General features: G+C 66.7%; 13 protein-coding genes. All 13 read left to right on the top strand.

Annotated elements, in window-relative coordinates:
- Positions 1 to 10: 10 nt before the first annotated feature.
- The 13 genes from WG921_RS13630 (at position 11) to WG921_RS13570 (ending at position 16,057) form a co-directional block, all read left to right on the top strand.
- Positions 11 to 3,169, top strand: coding sequence for a multidrug efflux RND transporter permease subunit (locus tag WG921_RS13630; RefSeq protein ID WP_340109794.1), 3,159 nt, complete (start codon positions 11 to 13; stop codon positions 3,167 to 3,169).
- Positions 3,170 to 3,334: 165 nt separating this feature from the next.
- Positions 3,335 to 4,153, top strand: a complete 819-nt coding sequence (locus WG921_RS13625; protein WP_340109793.1) for a transporter substrate-binding domain-containing protein — start codon at positions 3,335 to 3,337, stop codon at positions 4,151 to 4,153.
- 212 nt (positions 4,154 to 4,365) lie between these two features.
- Entirely contained in the window at positions 4,366 to 5,181 is an 816-nt protein-coding gene (locus tag WG921_RS13620) for a transporter substrate-binding domain-containing protein (protein ID WP_340109792.1), read from the top strand.
- 188 nt (positions 5,182 to 5,369) lie between these two features.
- The gene (locus WG921_RS13615; RefSeq protein WP_340109791.1) at positions 5,370 to 6,125 is read left to right on the top strand and encodes an amino acid ABC transporter ATP-binding protein; all 756 of its coding nucleotides are present in this window, start codon (positions 5,370 to 5,372) and stop codon (positions 6,123 to 6,125) included.
- 15 nt (positions 6,126 to 6,140) lie between these two features.
- Complete coding sequence (locus WG921_RS13610) at positions 6,141 to 6,911, top strand: amino acid ABC transporter permease (protein ID WP_340109790.1); 771 nt, start codon at positions 6,141 to 6,143, stop codon at positions 6,909 to 6,911.
- A gap of 215 nt (positions 6,912 to 7,126) precedes the next feature.
- Positions 7,127 to 8,095: a thiamine pyrophosphate-dependent dehydrogenase E1 component subunit alpha gene (locus WG921_RS13605; protein WP_340109946.1), complete on the top strand. Its 969-nt coding sequence runs from the start codon at positions 7,127 to 7,129 to the stop codon at positions 8,093 to 8,095.
- Complete coding sequence (locus WG921_RS13600) at positions 8,095 to 9,069, top strand: alpha-ketoacid dehydrogenase subunit beta (protein WP_340109789.1); 975 nt, start codon at positions 8,095 to 8,097, stop codon at positions 9,067 to 9,069. The genes WG921_RS13605 and WG921_RS13600 overlap by 1 nt, the downstream gene beginning before the upstream one ends.
- A 29-nt stretch (positions 9,070 to 9,098) precedes the next feature.
- Positions 9,099 to 10,127, top strand: a complete 1,029-nt coding sequence (locus tag WG921_RS13595) for a DctP family TRAP transporter solute-binding subunit (RefSeq protein ID WP_340109788.1) — start codon at positions 9,099 to 9,101, stop codon at positions 10,125 to 10,127.
- 53 nt (positions 10,128 to 10,180) lie between these two features.
- Positions 10,181 to 10,711 carry a TRAP transporter small permease gene (locus tag WG921_RS13590; protein WP_340109787.1) on the top strand — a complete coding sequence of 177 codons (531 nt, stop codon included), beginning with the start codon at positions 10,181 to 10,183 and terminating at the stop codon, positions 10,709 to 10,711.
- Positions 10,708 to 12,006 carry a TRAP transporter large permease gene (locus tag WG921_RS13585; RefSeq protein ID WP_340109786.1) on the top strand — a complete coding sequence of 433 codons (1,299 nt, stop codon included), beginning with the start codon at positions 10,708 to 10,710 and terminating at the stop codon, positions 12,004 to 12,006. The genes WG921_RS13590 and WG921_RS13585 overlap by 4 nt, the downstream gene beginning before the upstream one ends.
- A gap of 27 nt (positions 12,007 to 12,033) precedes the next feature.
- Positions 12,034 to 13,776 (top strand): thiamine pyrophosphate-binding protein, encoded by a 1,743-nt coding sequence (locus tag WG921_RS13580; RefSeq protein WP_340109785.1) that lies wholly within the window; start codon positions 12,034 to 12,036, stop codon positions 13,774 to 13,776.
- Positions 13,766 to 14,581, top strand: a complete 816-nt coding sequence (locus tag WG921_RS13575) for a hypothetical protein (protein WP_340109784.1) — start codon at positions 13,766 to 13,768, stop codon at positions 14,579 to 14,581. The genes WG921_RS13580 and WG921_RS13575 overlap by 11 nt, the downstream gene beginning before the upstream one ends.
- A gap of 375 nt (positions 14,582 to 14,956) precedes the next feature.
- Complete coding sequence (locus tag WG921_RS13570; protein ID WP_340109783.1) at positions 14,957 to 16,057, top strand: CDP-alcohol phosphatidyltransferase family protein; 1,101 nt, start codon at positions 14,957 to 14,959, stop codon at positions 16,055 to 16,057.
- Positions 16,058 to 16,061: the final 4 nt, after the last annotated feature.

Below are 16,061 nucleotides of genomic sequence, written 5' to 3'. Positions count from 1 at the left end.
ACCGCCCAGTATGGCTCAATTTTTCGTCCATCGTCCGATCTTCGCGTGGGTCGTCGCGATCTTCATCGCGCTCGCGGGAGGATTGGCGCTGCCGCTGATGCCGGTGTCGCAATATCCGGCCGTCGCGCCGCCGCAGGTCTCGATCGAGACATCGTATCCCGGCGCGTCGCCCGAGGATCTCTATCAGAGCGTGACCCGCCCGATCGAGGACGAGCTGAACGGCGTCGACGGACTTCTCTATTTCGAATCGACATCGAGCGCGACCGGCAGCGTCTCCATCGACGCCACCTTCGCGCCGGGCACCTCGCTCGACCAGGCGTCCATCGACGTCCAGAACCGGATCAAGCGCGTGGAGGCCCGCCTTCCGGAGACGGTGACCCGGCTCGGCGTTCAGGTGGACGAGGCGTCCTCCGGGTTCCTGATGGTGGTCGCGCTCATCTCCGAGGACGGATCGATCTCCCAGGTCGGGCTCGGCGACTATCTCAGCCGAAATGTGGTCGGCGAGATCCGACGGATCGAAGGCGTCGGCGGGGCGCGGGTCTTCGCCTCGCAGCGCGCGCTCCGGATCTGGCTGGAGCCGGACCGGATGCTCGGGTTGAACATCTCCGCCGAGGACGTGATCGCGGCGGTGCGCGCGCAGAACGCGCAGGTCGCCGCCGGACAGATCGGCGGCCCGCCGAACCCGGCGGGGCGGCAGATCACCGCGACGGTGCTGGTGGACGGGCAGCTTTCCTCCGTCGAGGAGTTCGAAAAGATCGTCCTTCGCGCCAATGAGGACGGCTCCGCCGTTCTTCTTTCCGATGTTGCGCGGGTGGAGATCGGAGCCGAGGGCTACAACTTCTCCTCCCGGCTCAACGGCAATCCGGCGGCGGTGCTCGGGATTCAGCTCTCGCCCACGGGCAACGCGCTGGCGGTCTCGGAGGCGGTGCGCGACAAGATGGAGGAGCTGTCGCGGTTCTTCCCGGAGGGCATCACCTATCAGGTGCCTTACGACACCGCTCCCTTTGTCGACCTGTCGATCCAGAAGGTGTTCCAGACTCTCGTCGAGGCGCTCGGCCTCGTCATTCTTGTGATGCTGCTGTTTCTGCAGAATCTCCGCTACACGCTGATTCCGGCGCTCGTCGTGCCGGTCGCGCTTCTGGGGACGACGGCGGTGCTGCTGGCGGCCGGCTTCTCGATCAATGTGCTCACCATGTTCGCGATGGTGCTCTCGATCGGCATTCTCGTCGACGATGCGATCGTCGTGGTGGAGAATGTCGAGCGGATCATGGCCGAGGAGGGGCTGCCTCCGCGCGAGGCGACGCAAAAGGCGATGTCGCAGATCACCGGGGCGATCGTCGGCATCACTCTCGTGCTCTCGGCGGTCTTCATTCCGATGGGGTTCTTCCCCGGGTCGGTCGGCGTGATCTACCGGCAGTTCTCCCTGACCATGGTGGTCTCGATCCTGTTCTCGGGCTTTCTCGCGCTTTCTCTCACTCCTGCGCTCTGCGCCAGCTTCCTGAGGCCGGTGAAAAAGGGCGGCCACGCCGCGCGCCGCGGGCCGCTCGGCTGGTTCAACCGCGGCTTTGACCGCCTGACGCGCGGTTATGGCCGCGTGGCCTCGTTCTCGGCGCGTCGCTCCGGGGCGATGATGGCCTTCTATCTCGTTCTTGTGGGCGGCCTCGCCTTCGGCTGGGTCCAGCTTCCCTCCGCCTTCCTTCCGAACGAGGATCAGGGCTTTCTTCTGGTCGATGTTCAGGCTCCGCCCGAGGCGAGCCAGACCCGCATGCTCGAGGTGATGAAGAAGGTCGAGGCGGTGCTCGGATCCGAGCCCGCGGTGGAGCATGTGACCGCGATTCTCGGGTTCAGTTTCTCCGGCGTCGGGCAGAATGCGGGGCTCGCTTTCGTTTCGCTGAAGGACTGGTCGGAGCGCGAGCCCGAAGATTCCGCCGCCGCCTTGTCGCAACGTGTGACGGGGAAGCTTTTCGGCATCAATGACGCCATCGCCTTCGCCCTGTCGCCCCCGGCGATTCAGGGTCTCGGGACCAGCGCGGGATTCGACTTCCGTCTTCAGGACCGGAACGGCGCCGGTCAGGAGGCGCTCGACGCGGCGAAAGCGCAGCTTCTCGCCGCTGCGGCCGAGAGCCCTGTCGTCACCGGGCTCCGCGTCAGCGGCCTGCCGTCGGCGGCGCAGGTGCGCCTCGTCGTCGATCGGGAGAAGGCGAACGCTTTCGGCGTCATTTTCGCCGATATCAATTCCGCGATCAGCACAAATTTCGGCTCGACCTACATCAACGACTTTCCCAATGCGGGCCGGATGCAGCGGGTGACCGTGATGGCCGACGCGCCGGCGCGGATGACGGCCGACGATCTTCTGGATCTCAATGTGAAGAACGTGCATGGCGGCATGGTCCCGCTCAAGGCGTTCGCGGAGGTTGACTGGATCAGGGGCCCGCTTCAGATCGTCGGCTACAACGGCTATCCTGCGGTGCGGATTTCGGGCTCGGCGGCGCCGGGGTACTCTTCCGGGGCGGCGATCGAGGAAATGGAGCGGCTGGTCGCGGCGCTCCCGGCCGGATTCGGCTTCGAATGGACCGGCCAATCGCTGCAGGAGATCGAATCCGGGGATCAGGCCGCGGCCCTGATCGGGCTCAGCGTCGTCTTCATCTTCCTTCTCCTCGCCGCGCTTTACGAGAGCTGGGCGATCCCGCTTTCGGTGATGCTGGTGGTGCCGCTCGGCGCGATCGGGGCTGTGTTGGCGGTGTTGTCGCAAGGCATGGCGAACGACGTCTATTTCAAGGTGGGTCTGATCACCGTCATCGGCCTTTCGACCAAGAACGCCATCCTGATCGTGGAATTCGCCAAGGACATCGCCGCCGAAGGCCGCTCCCTGATCGATTCGATGCTGGAGGCGACGCGAATCCGGTTCCGCCCGATCCTGATGACGTCGCTCGCGTTCACCCTCGGGGTCACGCCGCTCGCCTTCGCGACGGGGGCGAGTTCGGCGAGCCAGAACGCGATCGGCATCGCCGTCTTCGGCGGCATCATCGCCGCGACGCTTTTCGCGCTCAGTTTCGTCCCGGCGTTCTTCGTCTTCGTGATGAGCCGGATCGCCCGCAAGAAGCCGGCGCCTCTGGACGCGGAGCGGGCGCGCGCGGCCGGTCCCACGGACCAGCTCCCGCCAATATGATGTGACGGCGCGCAATCGTTACTTCTCAGGTTGAGCATTGTATTGACCTTGCGGTCTGGACGAGAGTGTCTCTCGTCAGATTTCGGCGCGAGACGACGGCGGCGGGAACTTTGTCGGCTGGAAGGCGTCTGACGAGAGGGCCGGCGCAAACAAGGAGATTTGAGGATGCGATTTTTGCGACACTTGGCGATCGGGCTGGCGCTGGCCGCCGGCGTCACGGGGCTTCTCGGCGCGGGCGCGGCGGAGGCGCAGGATTCGAGCGCGAAATCTCTTCTCTTCGAGATTCAGGACCGGGGGGTGCTTCGGGTCGGCATGACCGGCGACTATTACCCGATGACCTTCAGGAAGCCGGGCGAAGAGGAGTTCATCGGCCACCAGGTCGACGCGGCCCGGGAGCTGGCGAACGATCTCGGCGTCAAGGTCGAGTTCGTGACGACGGATTGGAAGACGATCATCACCGGGCTTCAGGCCGGCAAATACGATGTCGCCATGAGCGGAACCTCGATGAGCCTGTCGCGCGCGAAGGTGGTGGCGCTGACCGATTCATGGGGCATGAACGGCTTTGTGCCGATCGTCCTGAAAAAGAACATCGACAAGTACAAGAGCTGGGACGACCTGGATCAGGCGGATCAGACCGCCGGCGTCACCCTCGGCACGACGATGGAGGATTACATCCGGGCCGAGCTGCCCAACGCGCAGATGCGCCGGGTCGAGGCGCCGGGCACCGGCTGGCAGGAAGTTCTGGCCGGCCGCTCGGATTACACGGTGACGACGCTGATCGAGGCGTCCGCGCTGCAGGAACGCTACAGCGAACTGGCGATGATCTTCCCCCGTCAGGCGCGCAGCGCCCTGCCGATGGCGTTCCTCGCGCCGATCGAGGACTACGTCTGGGTCAATTACCTGAACACCTGGATCTATCTGAAAAAGACCAGCGGGTATTTTGACGCGCTGAACGAGAAATGGGGCGTGGTCCTGCTGAAATAGGCGCGCGGAGCGGGCGGCCTCGCATCTCGACAAGATCGTCGATGACCGTGCGAGGCCGCCCGCCGCGCGGATGATCGGGGTGCGGGGGCGCGTTCGGGCCCGTCAGGGGCGCCGGTTCTCGCCGCATATCGGCGCGGGAGCGCGCAGGGCGGAACTTCGCCGACAGAAATGCATCCAATGAAAGAACAAGGGCCGGCAAGGAGACGTTAGGAATGAGTTTTTGGAGACATTCGGCGATCGGGCTGGCGCTGGCCGCCGGCGTCACGGGGCTTCTCGGCGCGGGCGCGGCGGAGGCGCAGGATTCGAGCGCGAAATCCCTTCTCTTCGAGATTCAGGATCGGGGGGTGCTTCGGGTCGGCATGACCGGGGACTATTACCCGATGACCTACAGGGAGCCGGGCGAGGAGGAGTTCGTCGGCCATCAGGTCGACGCCGCGCGGGAGCTGGCGAAGGACCTCGGCGTCAAGGTCGAGTTCGTGACGACGGAATGGAAGACGATCATCACCGGAATTCAGGCGAGCAAATACGATGTCGCCATGCCGGCGTCGATGAGCCTGGCGCGGGCGAAGGTGGTCGGGTTGACCGATTCATGGGGCATGAACGGCTTCGTGCCGGTGGTTCTGAAAAAGAACGTCGACAAATATCAGAGCTGGGACGATCTCGATCAAGCGGATCAGACCGCCGGCGTCACCCTCGGCACCACGATGGAGGACTACATCCGCGCGGCGCTCCCCAACGCGCAGATGCGCCGGGTCGAGGCGCCGGGCACCGGCTGGCAGGAGGTTCTGGCCGGCCGCTCGGATTACACCGTCACGACGCTGGTCGAGGCTTCGGGCCTGCAGGAGCGTTACAGCGAACTGAAGATGATCTTCCCCAATCAGGTGCGCAGCGCCCTGCCGATGACGTTCCTCGCGCCGATCGGGGACCCGATCTGGATCAATTACCTGAACACCTGGATCTACCTGAAAAAGACCAGCGGGTATTTTGACGCGCTGAACGAAAAATGGGGTGTGGTGCTGCTGGAATAGACGCTGGAACAGACGAGGCGGGGCGCCTGGCGGCGCCGGCGCGGGCGGATCGGTCACGACGTCGACTTGGCGAAGGCGCCGGCGGGGGAGACCCGCTCGCGCTTTCGCGGTATCATGTGGCGTGTCGTCCATCTGGCTGACATCTTGCAAGGCACGCGCTTCACTGTGCGGCGTGAAAGGAAATGCCGATGACGGAGCGGGCGCGCACGGCGCCGATGATCGAGATGCGGGCGGTGGATAAGTGGTACGGCAAGTATCAGGCGCTGAAAAATATCGATCTTCGTGTCGAAAACGGCGAGAAAGTCATTATCTGCGGCCCGTCCGGGTCGGGAAAGTCGACTCTCATACGTTGTCTCAACCGGCTTGAATCTCATGACGCCGGCGAGATCTTCGTCGAGGGAATCGAGCTGACGGACGACACCGAAAATCTCGCGGCGATTCGCAGGGATGTCGGCATGGTCTTCCAGCAGTTCAATCTTTTCCCGCATATGACCGTGCTCGACAATCTCGCCCTCGCGCCGGTGCGGGTCCGCGGCATGGCGCGCGCCGAGGCGGAGGCGATGGCGATGCAGCTTCTGGAGCGCGTGCGCATCCCCGAGCAGGCGAAGAAATACCCCGAGCAGCTTTCCGGCGGCCAGCAGCAGCGCGTGGCGATCGCGCGGGCGCTCTGCATGCGGCCGAAGATCCTGCTCTTCGACGAGCCGACATCGGCGCTCGACCCTGAAATGATCAGCGAAGTCCTTGACGTGATGACCGAACTTGCGACCGAGGGCATGACGATGATCTGCGTCACGCATGAGATGGGTTTCGCGCGCAAGGTGGCGGACGTGATGGTGTTCATGAACCAGAGCGAGATCGTCGAGCGGGCGCCGGCGGACGAGTTCTTCTCGGCGCCGCGCAATCCGCGCACCCGCCTCTTTCTCGATCAGATCCTGTCGCACTGAACGGAGCCGTCAGCCATGTCGCATACGGGCCGCCACGCGATCGCGCTCTCTTTACTCCTGCTTCTCGGCGGGTGCGCGGGCGGCGATTATTCCTGGGGCTGGCACGTCGTCTCGCCATTCGATGAGCGTGGCGTCACCAACATCATGTTCCTTGCGAAAGGGCTCGGCCTGACGATTTCGGTGGCCGTGGTCTCGATCTGTCTCTCGGTGACCCTCGGCCTGCTGTTCGCGCTGCCGACGCTTTCCGCGAACCGTTATCTCGCGGGCGCCAGCCGCGCCTATATCGAGCTTTTCCGCTCGATCCCGATGCTGGTGATGATTCTCTGGGTCTATTACGGCGTGCCGGTGGTTCTGGGGATCCAGCTCGGGGTGTTCGTCGCCGGGGTGATCGCGCTCGCGCTTTGCGACAGCGCGTTCGAGGCGGAGATCTTCCGCGCGGGGCTCCAGTCCATCGACCCGGGCCAACGCGAGGCGGCGGACGCGCTTGGCCTCAACTACCGGGACAAGCTGCGCTACATCATCCTGCCGCAGGCGGTGCGGCGGATCCTGCCGCCGCTCGGCAATCAGTTCGTCTACATGCTCAAGACCTCGTCCCTTCTGTCCGTGATCGGGCTGTCGGAGCTTACGCGGCGCGCGAACGAGCTTGTGGTGACGGAGTATCGGCCGCTGGAGATCTATTCCTTCCTGGTGCTGGAGTATCTGGTGCTGATCCTGATCGCGTCGCGCGGCGTGCGCTGGCTGGAGCGGCGGATGGCGCGCGGCGACAGGGGCGCGGCGCGGCTCTGAGCCGGCCGCGGCATCGCGCGGCGAGTTGACGAGCATATTGTTCCAATTTAACGTCAACACGTTCCATAAGGCGGGACGCATCCGGACATGAGGCGGATGGGAGTGAGCCGCAGAAGCGGCCGCATTCTCTTGTCTCAAGGGACGAAATCACATCGTCAAAGGGGAATGACAGGGTGTCATCAGTGGAGCAATCGTCACGCGCGTCCAACCTGGATATGGACCGTCACCTCGGTCATTTTCGGGAAATGTGTCGGATACGGGAGTTTGAGCTGGTCGCGATGCGCGCCGCTGAAGAGAAGCTGGTGCTGGGGGCGATTCACCCCTCCATCGGTCAGGAGGCGGTCGCGACCGGCGTTTGCGGCAATCTCCGGCGCGAAGACATCATCCTTTCGACCCATCGAGGCCATGGGCACACGATGGCCAAGGGCGCCGATCCTCTGGCGATGATGCGGGAGCTTTTCGGCCGCGCCGGCGGCTTCAGCCAGGGCAAGGGCGGCTCGATGCATATCGCTGATTTCGAGGTCGGGATGCTCGGCGCGAACGGCGTCGTCTCGGCGAACATCAACATCGCCGCCGGCGCCGCCCATGCGATCAAGCTGAAGGGCGGCGACGAGGTCGTGGTCTGCTTCTTCGGCGACGGCGCGACCAATCGCGGCCCGTTTCTCGAGGGCCTGAACTGGGCCGGCGTGTTCGGCCTGCCGATTCTCTTCGTCTGCGAGGACAACGGTTTCGCCGCGACGACGCGGACCCGGGCGATGACTTCGGGCCCCGGCCCCGCCGCGCGCGCGGCGTCGATCGGGATCAAGACCGCGGAGGTCGACGGGAACGACGTGCTGGCGGTGGACGAGATCGCGCGCGAACTGATCGACGAAGCCCGCCGCGGCGCGCCGCGCTTTCTTCTCGCGCGCACCTATCGCCTGACCGGCCACACCAGCGCCGACGCCGCCGCCTACAGGCCGGCGGAAGAGGTGGAGGAGCGCTGGCGCGGCGACCCGATCGCGCGGGTCCGTAACGTGCTTTCAAGCGCAGGCGCGACCGACGCCGAGCTTGACGCCATCGCCGCGAACGCGAAAAAGGAGATGAGCGACTGTTACGCGACCGCCAAGGCGACCGACTGGCCGGCGAAGGCGCTCGCATACACCGATATTCAGGATATCGGCGATCCGCGCGTGAGGGCGTTCTGATGGCGACGATCACCTATATCGAGGCTGGCCGGAAGGCGCTGGCCGAAGAGATGCGCCGCGACCCGCTGGTCTGGGCGGTTGGCGAGGATCTCGGGCGGGGCGGCGTTTTCGGGCAATACAAGGGCCTGGCGGAGGAGTTCGGCCCCGATCGGATCTCCGACGCGCCGATTTCCGAATCCTGCATCATGGGCGCCGCGGTCGGCGCGGCGATGATGGGAACGCGGCCGGTGGTCGAGATGCGGTTCTCCGATTTCGCGCTCTGCGCCGTGGACGAGCTGGTCAATCAGGCGGCCAAGGCGCGCTACATGTTTGGCGGCCAGACCCGGGTGCCGATGGTGGTGCGCGAGCCGATCGGCATGTGGCGCTCCTCCGCCGCGCAGCACTCGCAGTCGCTGGAGGCGTGGTATGCGCATATCCCGGGGCTTGTGGTCGCGGTGCCGGCCACGCCGGCGGACAATTACGCGCTGCTGAAGGCGGCGATCCGCGCCGATGACCCCGTGGTCTTCATGGAGCACAAGGGGCTCTGGCCGCTGGAGGGCGAGGCCCCGGAGGAGGGGCTTGTCGGTGAATTCGGCAAGGCGCGGATCGCGCGCGAAGGCGCGGATCTGACCATCGTCTCGTGGTCGGCGACGGTCCATACCGCGATGGAGGCGGCGGAGAGCCTTGCGGCGGGCGGGATCGAAGCGGAGGTGATCGACCTCCGGACCCTCTGGCCCTGGGACCGGGACACGGTCTTCGCCAGCGTCGCGAAGACCGGGCGGCTGATCGTGACCCATGAAGCGGTCGCGGTCGCGGGGTTTGGCGCCGAAGTCGCGGCGAGCGTGGCTGAACACATGCACAAGGCGCTGAAGGCGCCGGTGAAGCGCCTCGGCGCGCCGCGCATTCCGATCAGCTACGCGCCGGTGCTTGAGGACGAGGCGCGTGTGACCGCCGCGGCCATCGCCGCCGCGGCGCGAAACCTGCTCGAAAACTGAAAATAACGGAAAAAAGGGAGAAGACAGACATGCGTATCCTGAACACCGCGCTTATCGCCGGGCTCGCGGCCGGGCTCGGCGCGATGACCGCCCTGCCCGCGCTCGCCGCCGACTACAAGGCGGAATACAAGATCTCCACCGTGGTGCCGGCGCCCTTCCCATGGGGCATCGCCGCGGAAACATGGGCGGAGATGGTGGGCGAGCGGACCGACGGGCGGATCAAGATGAAGGTCTACCCGGGCGCGCAGCTCGTCTCGGGCGATCAGACCAAGGAATTCACCGCGATGCGCCGCGGCGTCATCGACATGGCGGTCGGCTCCACCATCAACTGGTCGCCGCAGATCAAGGAGCTGAACATCTTCTCCTTGCCGTTCCTGATGCCGGACTACGCCGCGATCGACGCGCTGACGCAGGGGCCGGTGGGCGAGAAGCTGTTCGAGATCCTGCGGGAGAAGGGCGTCGAGCCGCTCGCCTGGGCCGAGAACGGCTTTCGCGAGGTGTCGAACTCCAGGCGCCCGATCCATACGCCGGCTGACCTCGAAGGGCTGAAGATGCGCGTCGTCGGCTCGCCGCTCTTCAACGACACCTTCACCGCGCTCGGTGCGAATCCCACCCAGATGAGCTGGGCCGACGCGAAGCCCGCGCTCAGCACCGGCGCCGTGGACGGGCAGGAAAACCCGCTCTCGGTCTTCGCCGTCGCCAAGATCTACGAAGTCGGCCAGACCAACCTCACGCTCTGGCGCTATGTGGCCGACCCGCTGATCTTCGCGGTCAACAACGACGTATGGGAATCGTTCACGCCCGAGGACCAGGAGATCGTCCGGCAGGCGGCGCTCGACGCCGGCGCGAAGGGCGTCGAGATCGCGCGGGACGGGCTGACCGGGGGTGACGATTCCGCTATCAAGGCGGTCGAAGCCGAGGGCGTCAAGGTGGTCACGCTGACCGATGCGGAGCGGCAGGCCTTCGTCGACGCCACCCGCGATGTCTACGCCAAATGGAAAGAGCAGATCGGCTCGGACCTCGTCGACATGGCCGAAGAGTCGATCGCCAACCGGTGATCTGAAGACGGGGGGCGGGCGGCGCGCCGCCCGCCCCGCATCTGGAGAGCGTGATGTCCGAGACCGGCCCGTCGAGCGACGAGATCGACGAAGGCGCGCTCGCCCGCCCGGCGACGACGCACACCCGTGTTCCAATCTCGATCGAACGGTCGGTGGCGGCGGCGGCGATGGCCGTGATCTGCCTGATCAGCTTCTCCAATGTCGTCGTCAGATACGTGACGGACTATTCCTTCGCCTTCACCGAGGAGTTTTCCGTCTTCCTGCTGGTGATCATGACCTTCGCCGGCGCCTCGCTCGCCTTCGCGACGGATGAGAACATCCGCATCACCTTCATCCTGAAGCGGCTTCCGCCGGAGATGCGCAAGATCGCGGAGACCCTGGCGCTCCTCGCCTCCTTCCTGATGTTCGCGCTCGTCTTCTATTACAGCGCCGAACTCAGCTGGGACGAGTTCATCTTCGAGGAGACGTCGCCCGGGCTCGGCTATCCGAACTGGATCTACACGGTCTGGCTGCCGATCCTCAGCCTCGCGATCATGGGGCGGGTCGCGGGGCGCCTGATCGCGCTGTTCCGGGGCCGCCTGTGATCGCCGCGAATTTCCTGCTGCTCGGGACGTTCATCGTCCTTCTGGTGATCGGCGCGCCGATCGCGGTCTCGCTCGGGCTCGCCGGGACGGCGGCGGTCGCGGTCGGGCTGGATCTCAACACGGTCGCCATGATCGGGACCAACACTTACGCCGCGGTCGCGAAATATCCGCTGATCGCGATTCCGCTCTTCGTTCTCACCGGCATGGTGTTCGAGCGTTCAGGCGTCGCGGCGCGGCTCGTCACCTTCGCGCAGGCCGTCGTCGGGCCGCGCCGGGGCGGGCTCGCCATCGTCGCGACGCTGGTCTGCCTGATCATGGGCGGCATGTCCGGCTCCGGGCCGGCCGACGCGGCGGCGGTGGCGACGATCATGATCCCGTCGATGATGAAGGCGGGCTATCCCCGCGCCTTCTCGGCCAGCCTGATCGCCGCCTCGGCCTCCACCGCGATCCTGATTCCGCCCTCGATCGCGCTGATCGTCTATTCGATCCTGGTGCCGGGGGTCGACCTCAGGGCGCTGTTCGCGGCGGGGCTTTTCCCGGGGGTCATCGCCGGGCTCGCGGTGATACTCCCGACGCTGCTGATCAGCCGGGTGAAGAATTTCGGCGCTGCGGAGGACGCGGACCGTCCGCCCTTCTGGCGCAGCCTCCGCGATGCGGTTCCGGGGCTTCTGGCGCCGGTGATCATTCTCGGCGGGCTCCGGTCCGGCCTCTTCACCCCGACCGAGGCGGCGGCGGTCGCGGTCGCCTATGGGCTTTTCGTCGGAGTTTTCTTCTACCGGACCATGGGGCTCGGCGACGTCTGGCGCGTGATGGCCGAGAGCGCCGAGACATCGGCGGTGATCATGGTCATCATCTCGCTCGCCGGGCTTTTCGCCTGGGCCGGCTCGACGCTCGGCGCGTTCGATCAGGCCGCCGCCGCGATCCTCGCGTTCAGCGGGGACAGCATGGTCGTCCTCGTCATGATCATGGCGCTCCTGCTGTTCGCCGGCATGATTCTCGACGGCATCTCGATCTATCTGATCACGCTGCCGCTCCTCATCCCGATCGCCATGGCGTTCGAGTGGAACCTCACCTGGTTCGGCATCCTGATGGCGATGAATATCGCCATCGGGCAGTTCACGCCGCCGGTCGCCGTCAACCTGATCATCACCGCGCGGATCGCGCGCGTTCCGATCGAGCACACCGTCCCCTGGGTGCTCTGGCTGATGCTGACGATGGGCGGCGCGCTTTTGCTGGTGATCGTTTTCCCCGGCATCGCGCTCTGGCTGCCGGACTACCTCGGCTATCGAATTTGACATGACCGTCCGCGAAGGAGACGCCATATGACCGCAATCTCAATCCCCAATGAAATGACCGGCGGGGAAGCCATTGCGCGGATTCTGAAGGCTGCGAAGATCGGGCCGATGTTCGGGATGGGCGGGTTCCAGCTTCTGCCGTTCTATGACGCGGCGCGGCGGATCGGGCTCGACCACAACCTGATCAACGATGAGCGCTGCGCGGTTTTCATCGCGGACGCCTACGCCAAGGTCTCCGGCCGGGTCGGGGTCTGCGACGCGACGCTGGGGCCGGGCGCGACCAACCTTGTCACCGGGCTTGTGGAGGCGCTGAACGCCGGCTCGCCGCTGGTCGTCTTCGTCGGCGACACGCACCGGATGCATTCCTGGAAGAACATGACGCAGGAATCGCGGCAGGTGGAGATTCTGCGCCCCGCCTGCAAGGAGTTGATCCGCGTCGAGATGATCGAGCGGATCCCGGAACTGGTGAAGCGCGCCTTCCATGTCGCGACCTCGGGGCGCCCCGGGCCGGTCGTCGTCGATATCCCGGAGGATATCTGCCACGACACGTTCGCCTTCGATCCGGCGGAATTCGAGATCGACGAGGCGCTGGCGAGCGCGCCGGCGCTGCGCTGCCGGCCGGCCTCGGCGGATCTCGCCCGCGCGGCCAGCCTGCTCGGCGCGGCGAAGCGGCCGCTGATGCTGTGCGGCGGCGGCGTCCATATCAGCGGCGCGGCGAAGGCGGCGGAGGCGCTGGCGCATGCGCTCAACCTTCCCGTCGCGCACACCATGACCGGCAAAGGCGCGATCGCCTGCGCGGACCCGCTCAGCGCCGGCGTGTTCGGGCGGTACGACCGGATCGCGAACGCCCTGATCGAGCAGTCGGACTGCCTGCTCGTCGTCGGCTGCAAGCTCGGTGAGATCGCGACGAAACGCTACACGGTGCCGGCGGGCGACAAGACCGTCATCCATCTCGACAATGTGGCGGAGGAATTCGGCCGGACCTTCACGCCGACGCTGCGGCTCTGGGCGGACGCGAGGGAAGGCCTGTCGGACATCGCCGGCGCGCTGGCGACCGACGCCGCCGCGATCAGGGCCCGCCAGCAGGGCTACGCCGACGAGGTGGCGTCGAAAATGGCCGAATGGCGCAAATCGGTGGATGCGCGCCTCACCTCTGAGGAGCGGCCGATCAACATGGCGCGCCTGCTGCATGAGGTGAACAAGGCGCTGCCGGCGGATGGCGTTCTCGTCGCCGATGGCGGTTTCGCCGCGCATTGGGGCGCCCTGCTTTTCGACACCAAGACGGCGGGGCGCGGTTTCGTGCCGGACCGGGGCTTCGCCTCCATCGGCTACGGGCTCCCGGGGGCGATGGGCGCGGCGCTGGCGGCGCCGGGCCGGCGGGTGATCGGCCTCACCGGCGACGGCGGCTTCAACATGGTGATGGGGGAGTTGGAGACCGCGCGGCGGCTGAAGCTGCCGCTGACGGTGATCGTGGTGAACAACGGCGCCTCCGGCTACGTGAAGGCGTTGCAGCACCTGATGTATGGGCGCGACGCCTATCAGTCGAGCGATCTGGCGGAGATGAACTACGCCAATGTGGCCGAGGCGCTCGGCTGCATGGGCGTCCGGGTCGAGGATCCGGGCGAGATCGGCGCCGCGCTCGCGCGCTCGTTTGAAAACGCCGATGGCCCGACGCTGATCGACGTGGTCGTCACCCGCGACCCCGCGAACATGCTGCCCGGCGTCGACAACCGCACCGTCCAGGTCAAGAAGGGCGACCGTGTCGCCTGAGCGCGCGCCGATGTTCGTCACCGCGGACACCGCGACCAAACTGCCCCAAGACGCGGCGGGAGCGGTCGTGGTCTGCGGCTCCCATGGCGGGGTCTATCCGGGATATCTGATGGCGAAGGGCGGCGTGCGCGCCGCCATTCTCTGCGACGCCGGGATCGGCCTCGACGACGCCGGCGTCGGCTCTCTCCCCTATCTTCAGGCGCTCGGCGTCGCCGCGGCCGCGGTCTCCAGCGAGAGTTGCCGCATCGGCGACACCGCCGACATGCTGGCGCGCGGACGCGTCAGCCGGGTGAACGGGATCGCGGCGTCGCTCGGCGTCGCGCCGGGCGACGGCGTGCGCGAGGCGGCGGAAAAGCTGGCGGCGGCGCCTCTGTCCACCGCGCCGCCGCCGCCGATCGATGAAGGCAGGCGCCTCTACGATCAGGCCGGCGCGCGGCGGATCGTTCTCATCGATTCCGCCGCCATGGTCAGACCGGAGGACGCCGGGCGGATCGTCGTCACGGGTTCGCATGGCGGCCTTGTCGGGGGCGAACCCAGGATGGCGCTGCAGGTGGACGCCTACGCGGCGGTGTTCAACGACGCCGGAATTGGAATGGACGCCGCCGGCCTCGCGCGGCTTTCGGCGCTCGATGCGCGCGATATCGCCGCTTTCACCGTCGCCGCGGAGAGTTGCCGCATCGGCGACGCGCGTTCAGCGTTCGAGACGGGCGTGATCTCCGCGGTCAACCGCGCCGCCGCCGCCATCGGCGCAACCGTTGGCGCGCCGGCGAAGGGCGTGCTTCTTGAGTGGGCTGGGCGCGGATAGGGAAGATTTTGGCCGGCGCCGCCGCCATTCGTGCGGCGCCAGTGGCGGCGGATCGCCCCGCCCGAGGCGCGCGCACCTTCATGTCCGCCATTCGCATCGCCGCAACCATCATATTCAGGGTGTGAGCCCCGAGCCTGGGTGTTTGATCCCTTTGGAAGACGGGAATGAAGCGCTACGGGACAGGTTGGCTCCGGGGGCGCCGCGGTCACGCACGCCGTATAAGACCCAATGAAGGCCCCCGAAGATCCGCTCTTGCCGATGCGGCCCCCGCGAGAGCGAGAGAGGGGCGATGGACCAGCGCGGCGCAATCCCCTAATTATCGCGTCGGCGCGCGCGTAGAGCGCGCTCCGCTTCGCCTCCCCGGGAAGGATCAGCATGACCGACAGCCGCCCAGCCGCCTTTATCGTCGGAGACAGCGCAGCGTCCGTCTTCGGCCTCAGCCCGCGTGAACGGCTGGCCCGGCAGGCGCCGCGCGCCGGCCTCTCCGCGGCGACGTCGGCGGCGGGCGCGGACATCCTGCTTTCGGCGCAGCATGTCTATGGCGGCTCGGTGCTGTCGGCGCTGGCGACGGCGGCGCCCGGAACGATGCTGAAGGATGGCGAGGGGCGCCTCGCGGGCGTGGTCGCCCCGGAGGACCGGGCGGCGGCCGCGGCGGCGTTGGCCGGTGGAGACGCGGCGCCTCCCGGGGCGCTTTCCGGGGCGGCCCTCGCCGGGCGGTACGACAAGGTGCTTCGCAAGCGCGCCGACCCGATGGTGCGGCGGGTGGGCCCCGGCGATGAGGCGGGCGCCGAGCAGGAGATCTTCGACGCCACTTACAAGGGCGTCACCGATTTCGTCACCAAACATGTCTGGCCGGCTCCGGCGTTGATGGCGGTCCGGGTTTGCGTCCGGTTCGGGATCAGCCCCAACCAGGTGACGCTGGCGAGCGTCGTGTTGGTGTTTCTCACCTTCTGGCTGTTCTGGAACGGCGCGTTCGGCGCGGGACTGATCGCCGCCTGGGTGATGACCTTTCTCGACACGGTCGACGGCAAGCTCGCCCGTGCGACGCTGACCTCATCGAAGTTCGGCGATTTTCTCGATCATGGCGTCGATCTGATCCATCCGCCGTTCTGGTGGTGGGCGTGGGCGGTCGGTCTGGCGGCCGTGGGCGAGGAGACCGGCGATGGCGGGCTCGCGCTTGGGGTGATCCTGGCGGGCTATGTGATCCAGCGCGTGATGGAGGGGGTGTTCATCGCCCGTTTCGGCATCGAGATGCATATCTGGCGTCCGTTCGACAGCTTCTTCCGCCAGATCACGGCGCGGCGGAACCCGAATCTCGCGATCCTGACCGTGGCGACGCTTGTCGGCGCGCCGCGCGAGGGGTTTTTCGCCGTCGCGCTCTGGGTGCTGGTCGGGCTGATCGTTCATGGCGCGCAGATCGCGCAGGGCTTCGTCGCCGCCCGGCGCGGCGCGCTCACCTCATGGCTCGCGGATTGAGCGC

Source organism: Paludibacillus litoralis (genome assembly GCF_037646705.1).
In the GTDB taxonomy this organism is placed as follows: Bacteria; Pseudomonadota; Alphaproteobacteria; order Rhodobacterales; family Rhodobacteraceae; genus Pikeienuella; species Pikeienuella litoralis.
This window is presented reverse-complemented; position numbering and strand designations above follow the sequence as displayed.

What these genes read in the sequence shown, in the direction of transcription:
- WG921_RS13620 (WP_340109792.1), top strand. Translation starts at nt 4,366, where the DNA reads ATGAGTTTTTGGAGACATTCGGCGATCGGGCTGGCGCTGGCCGCCGGC.
- WG921_RS13595 (WP_340109788.1), top strand. Translation starts at nt 9,099, where the DNA reads ATGCGTATCCTGAACACCGCGCTTATCGCCGGGCTCGCGGCCGGGCTC.
- WG921_RS13570 (WP_340109783.1), top strand. Translation starts at nt 14,957, where the DNA reads ATGACCGACAGCCGCCCAGCCGCCTTTATCGTCGGAGACAGCGCAGCG.
- WG921_RS13600 (WP_340109789.1), top strand. Translation starts at nt 8,095, where the DNA reads ATGGCGACGATCACCTATATCGAGGCTGGCCGGAAGGCGCTGGCCGAA.
- WG921_RS13615 (WP_340109791.1), top strand. Translation starts at nt 5,370, where the DNA reads ATGACGGAGCGGGCGCGCACGGCGCCGATGATCGAGATGCGGGCGGTG.
- WG921_RS13605 (WP_340109946.1), top strand. Translation starts at nt 7,127, where the DNA reads ATGGACCGTCACCTCGGTCATTTTCGGGAAATGTGTCGGATACGGGAG.
- WG921_RS13580 (WP_340109785.1), top strand. Translation starts at nt 12,034, where the DNA reads ATGACCGCAATCTCAATCCCCAATGAAATGACCGGCGGGGAAGCCATT.
- WG921_RS13610 (WP_340109790.1), top strand. Translation starts at nt 6,141, where the DNA reads ATGTCGCATACGGGCCGCCACGCGATCGCGCTCTCTTTACTCCTGCTT.
- WG921_RS13625 (WP_340109793.1), top strand. Translation starts at nt 3,335, where the DNA reads ATGCGATTTTTGCGACACTTGGCGATCGGGCTGGCGCTGGCCGCCGGC.
- WG921_RS13590 (WP_340109787.1), top strand. Translation starts at nt 10,181, where the DNA reads ATGTCCGAGACCGGCCCGTCGAGCGACGAGATCGACGAAGGCGCGCTC.
- WG921_RS13630 (WP_340109794.1), top strand. Translation starts at nt 11, where the DNA reads ATGGCTCAATTTTTCGTCCATCGTCCGATCTTCGCGTGGGTCGTCGCG.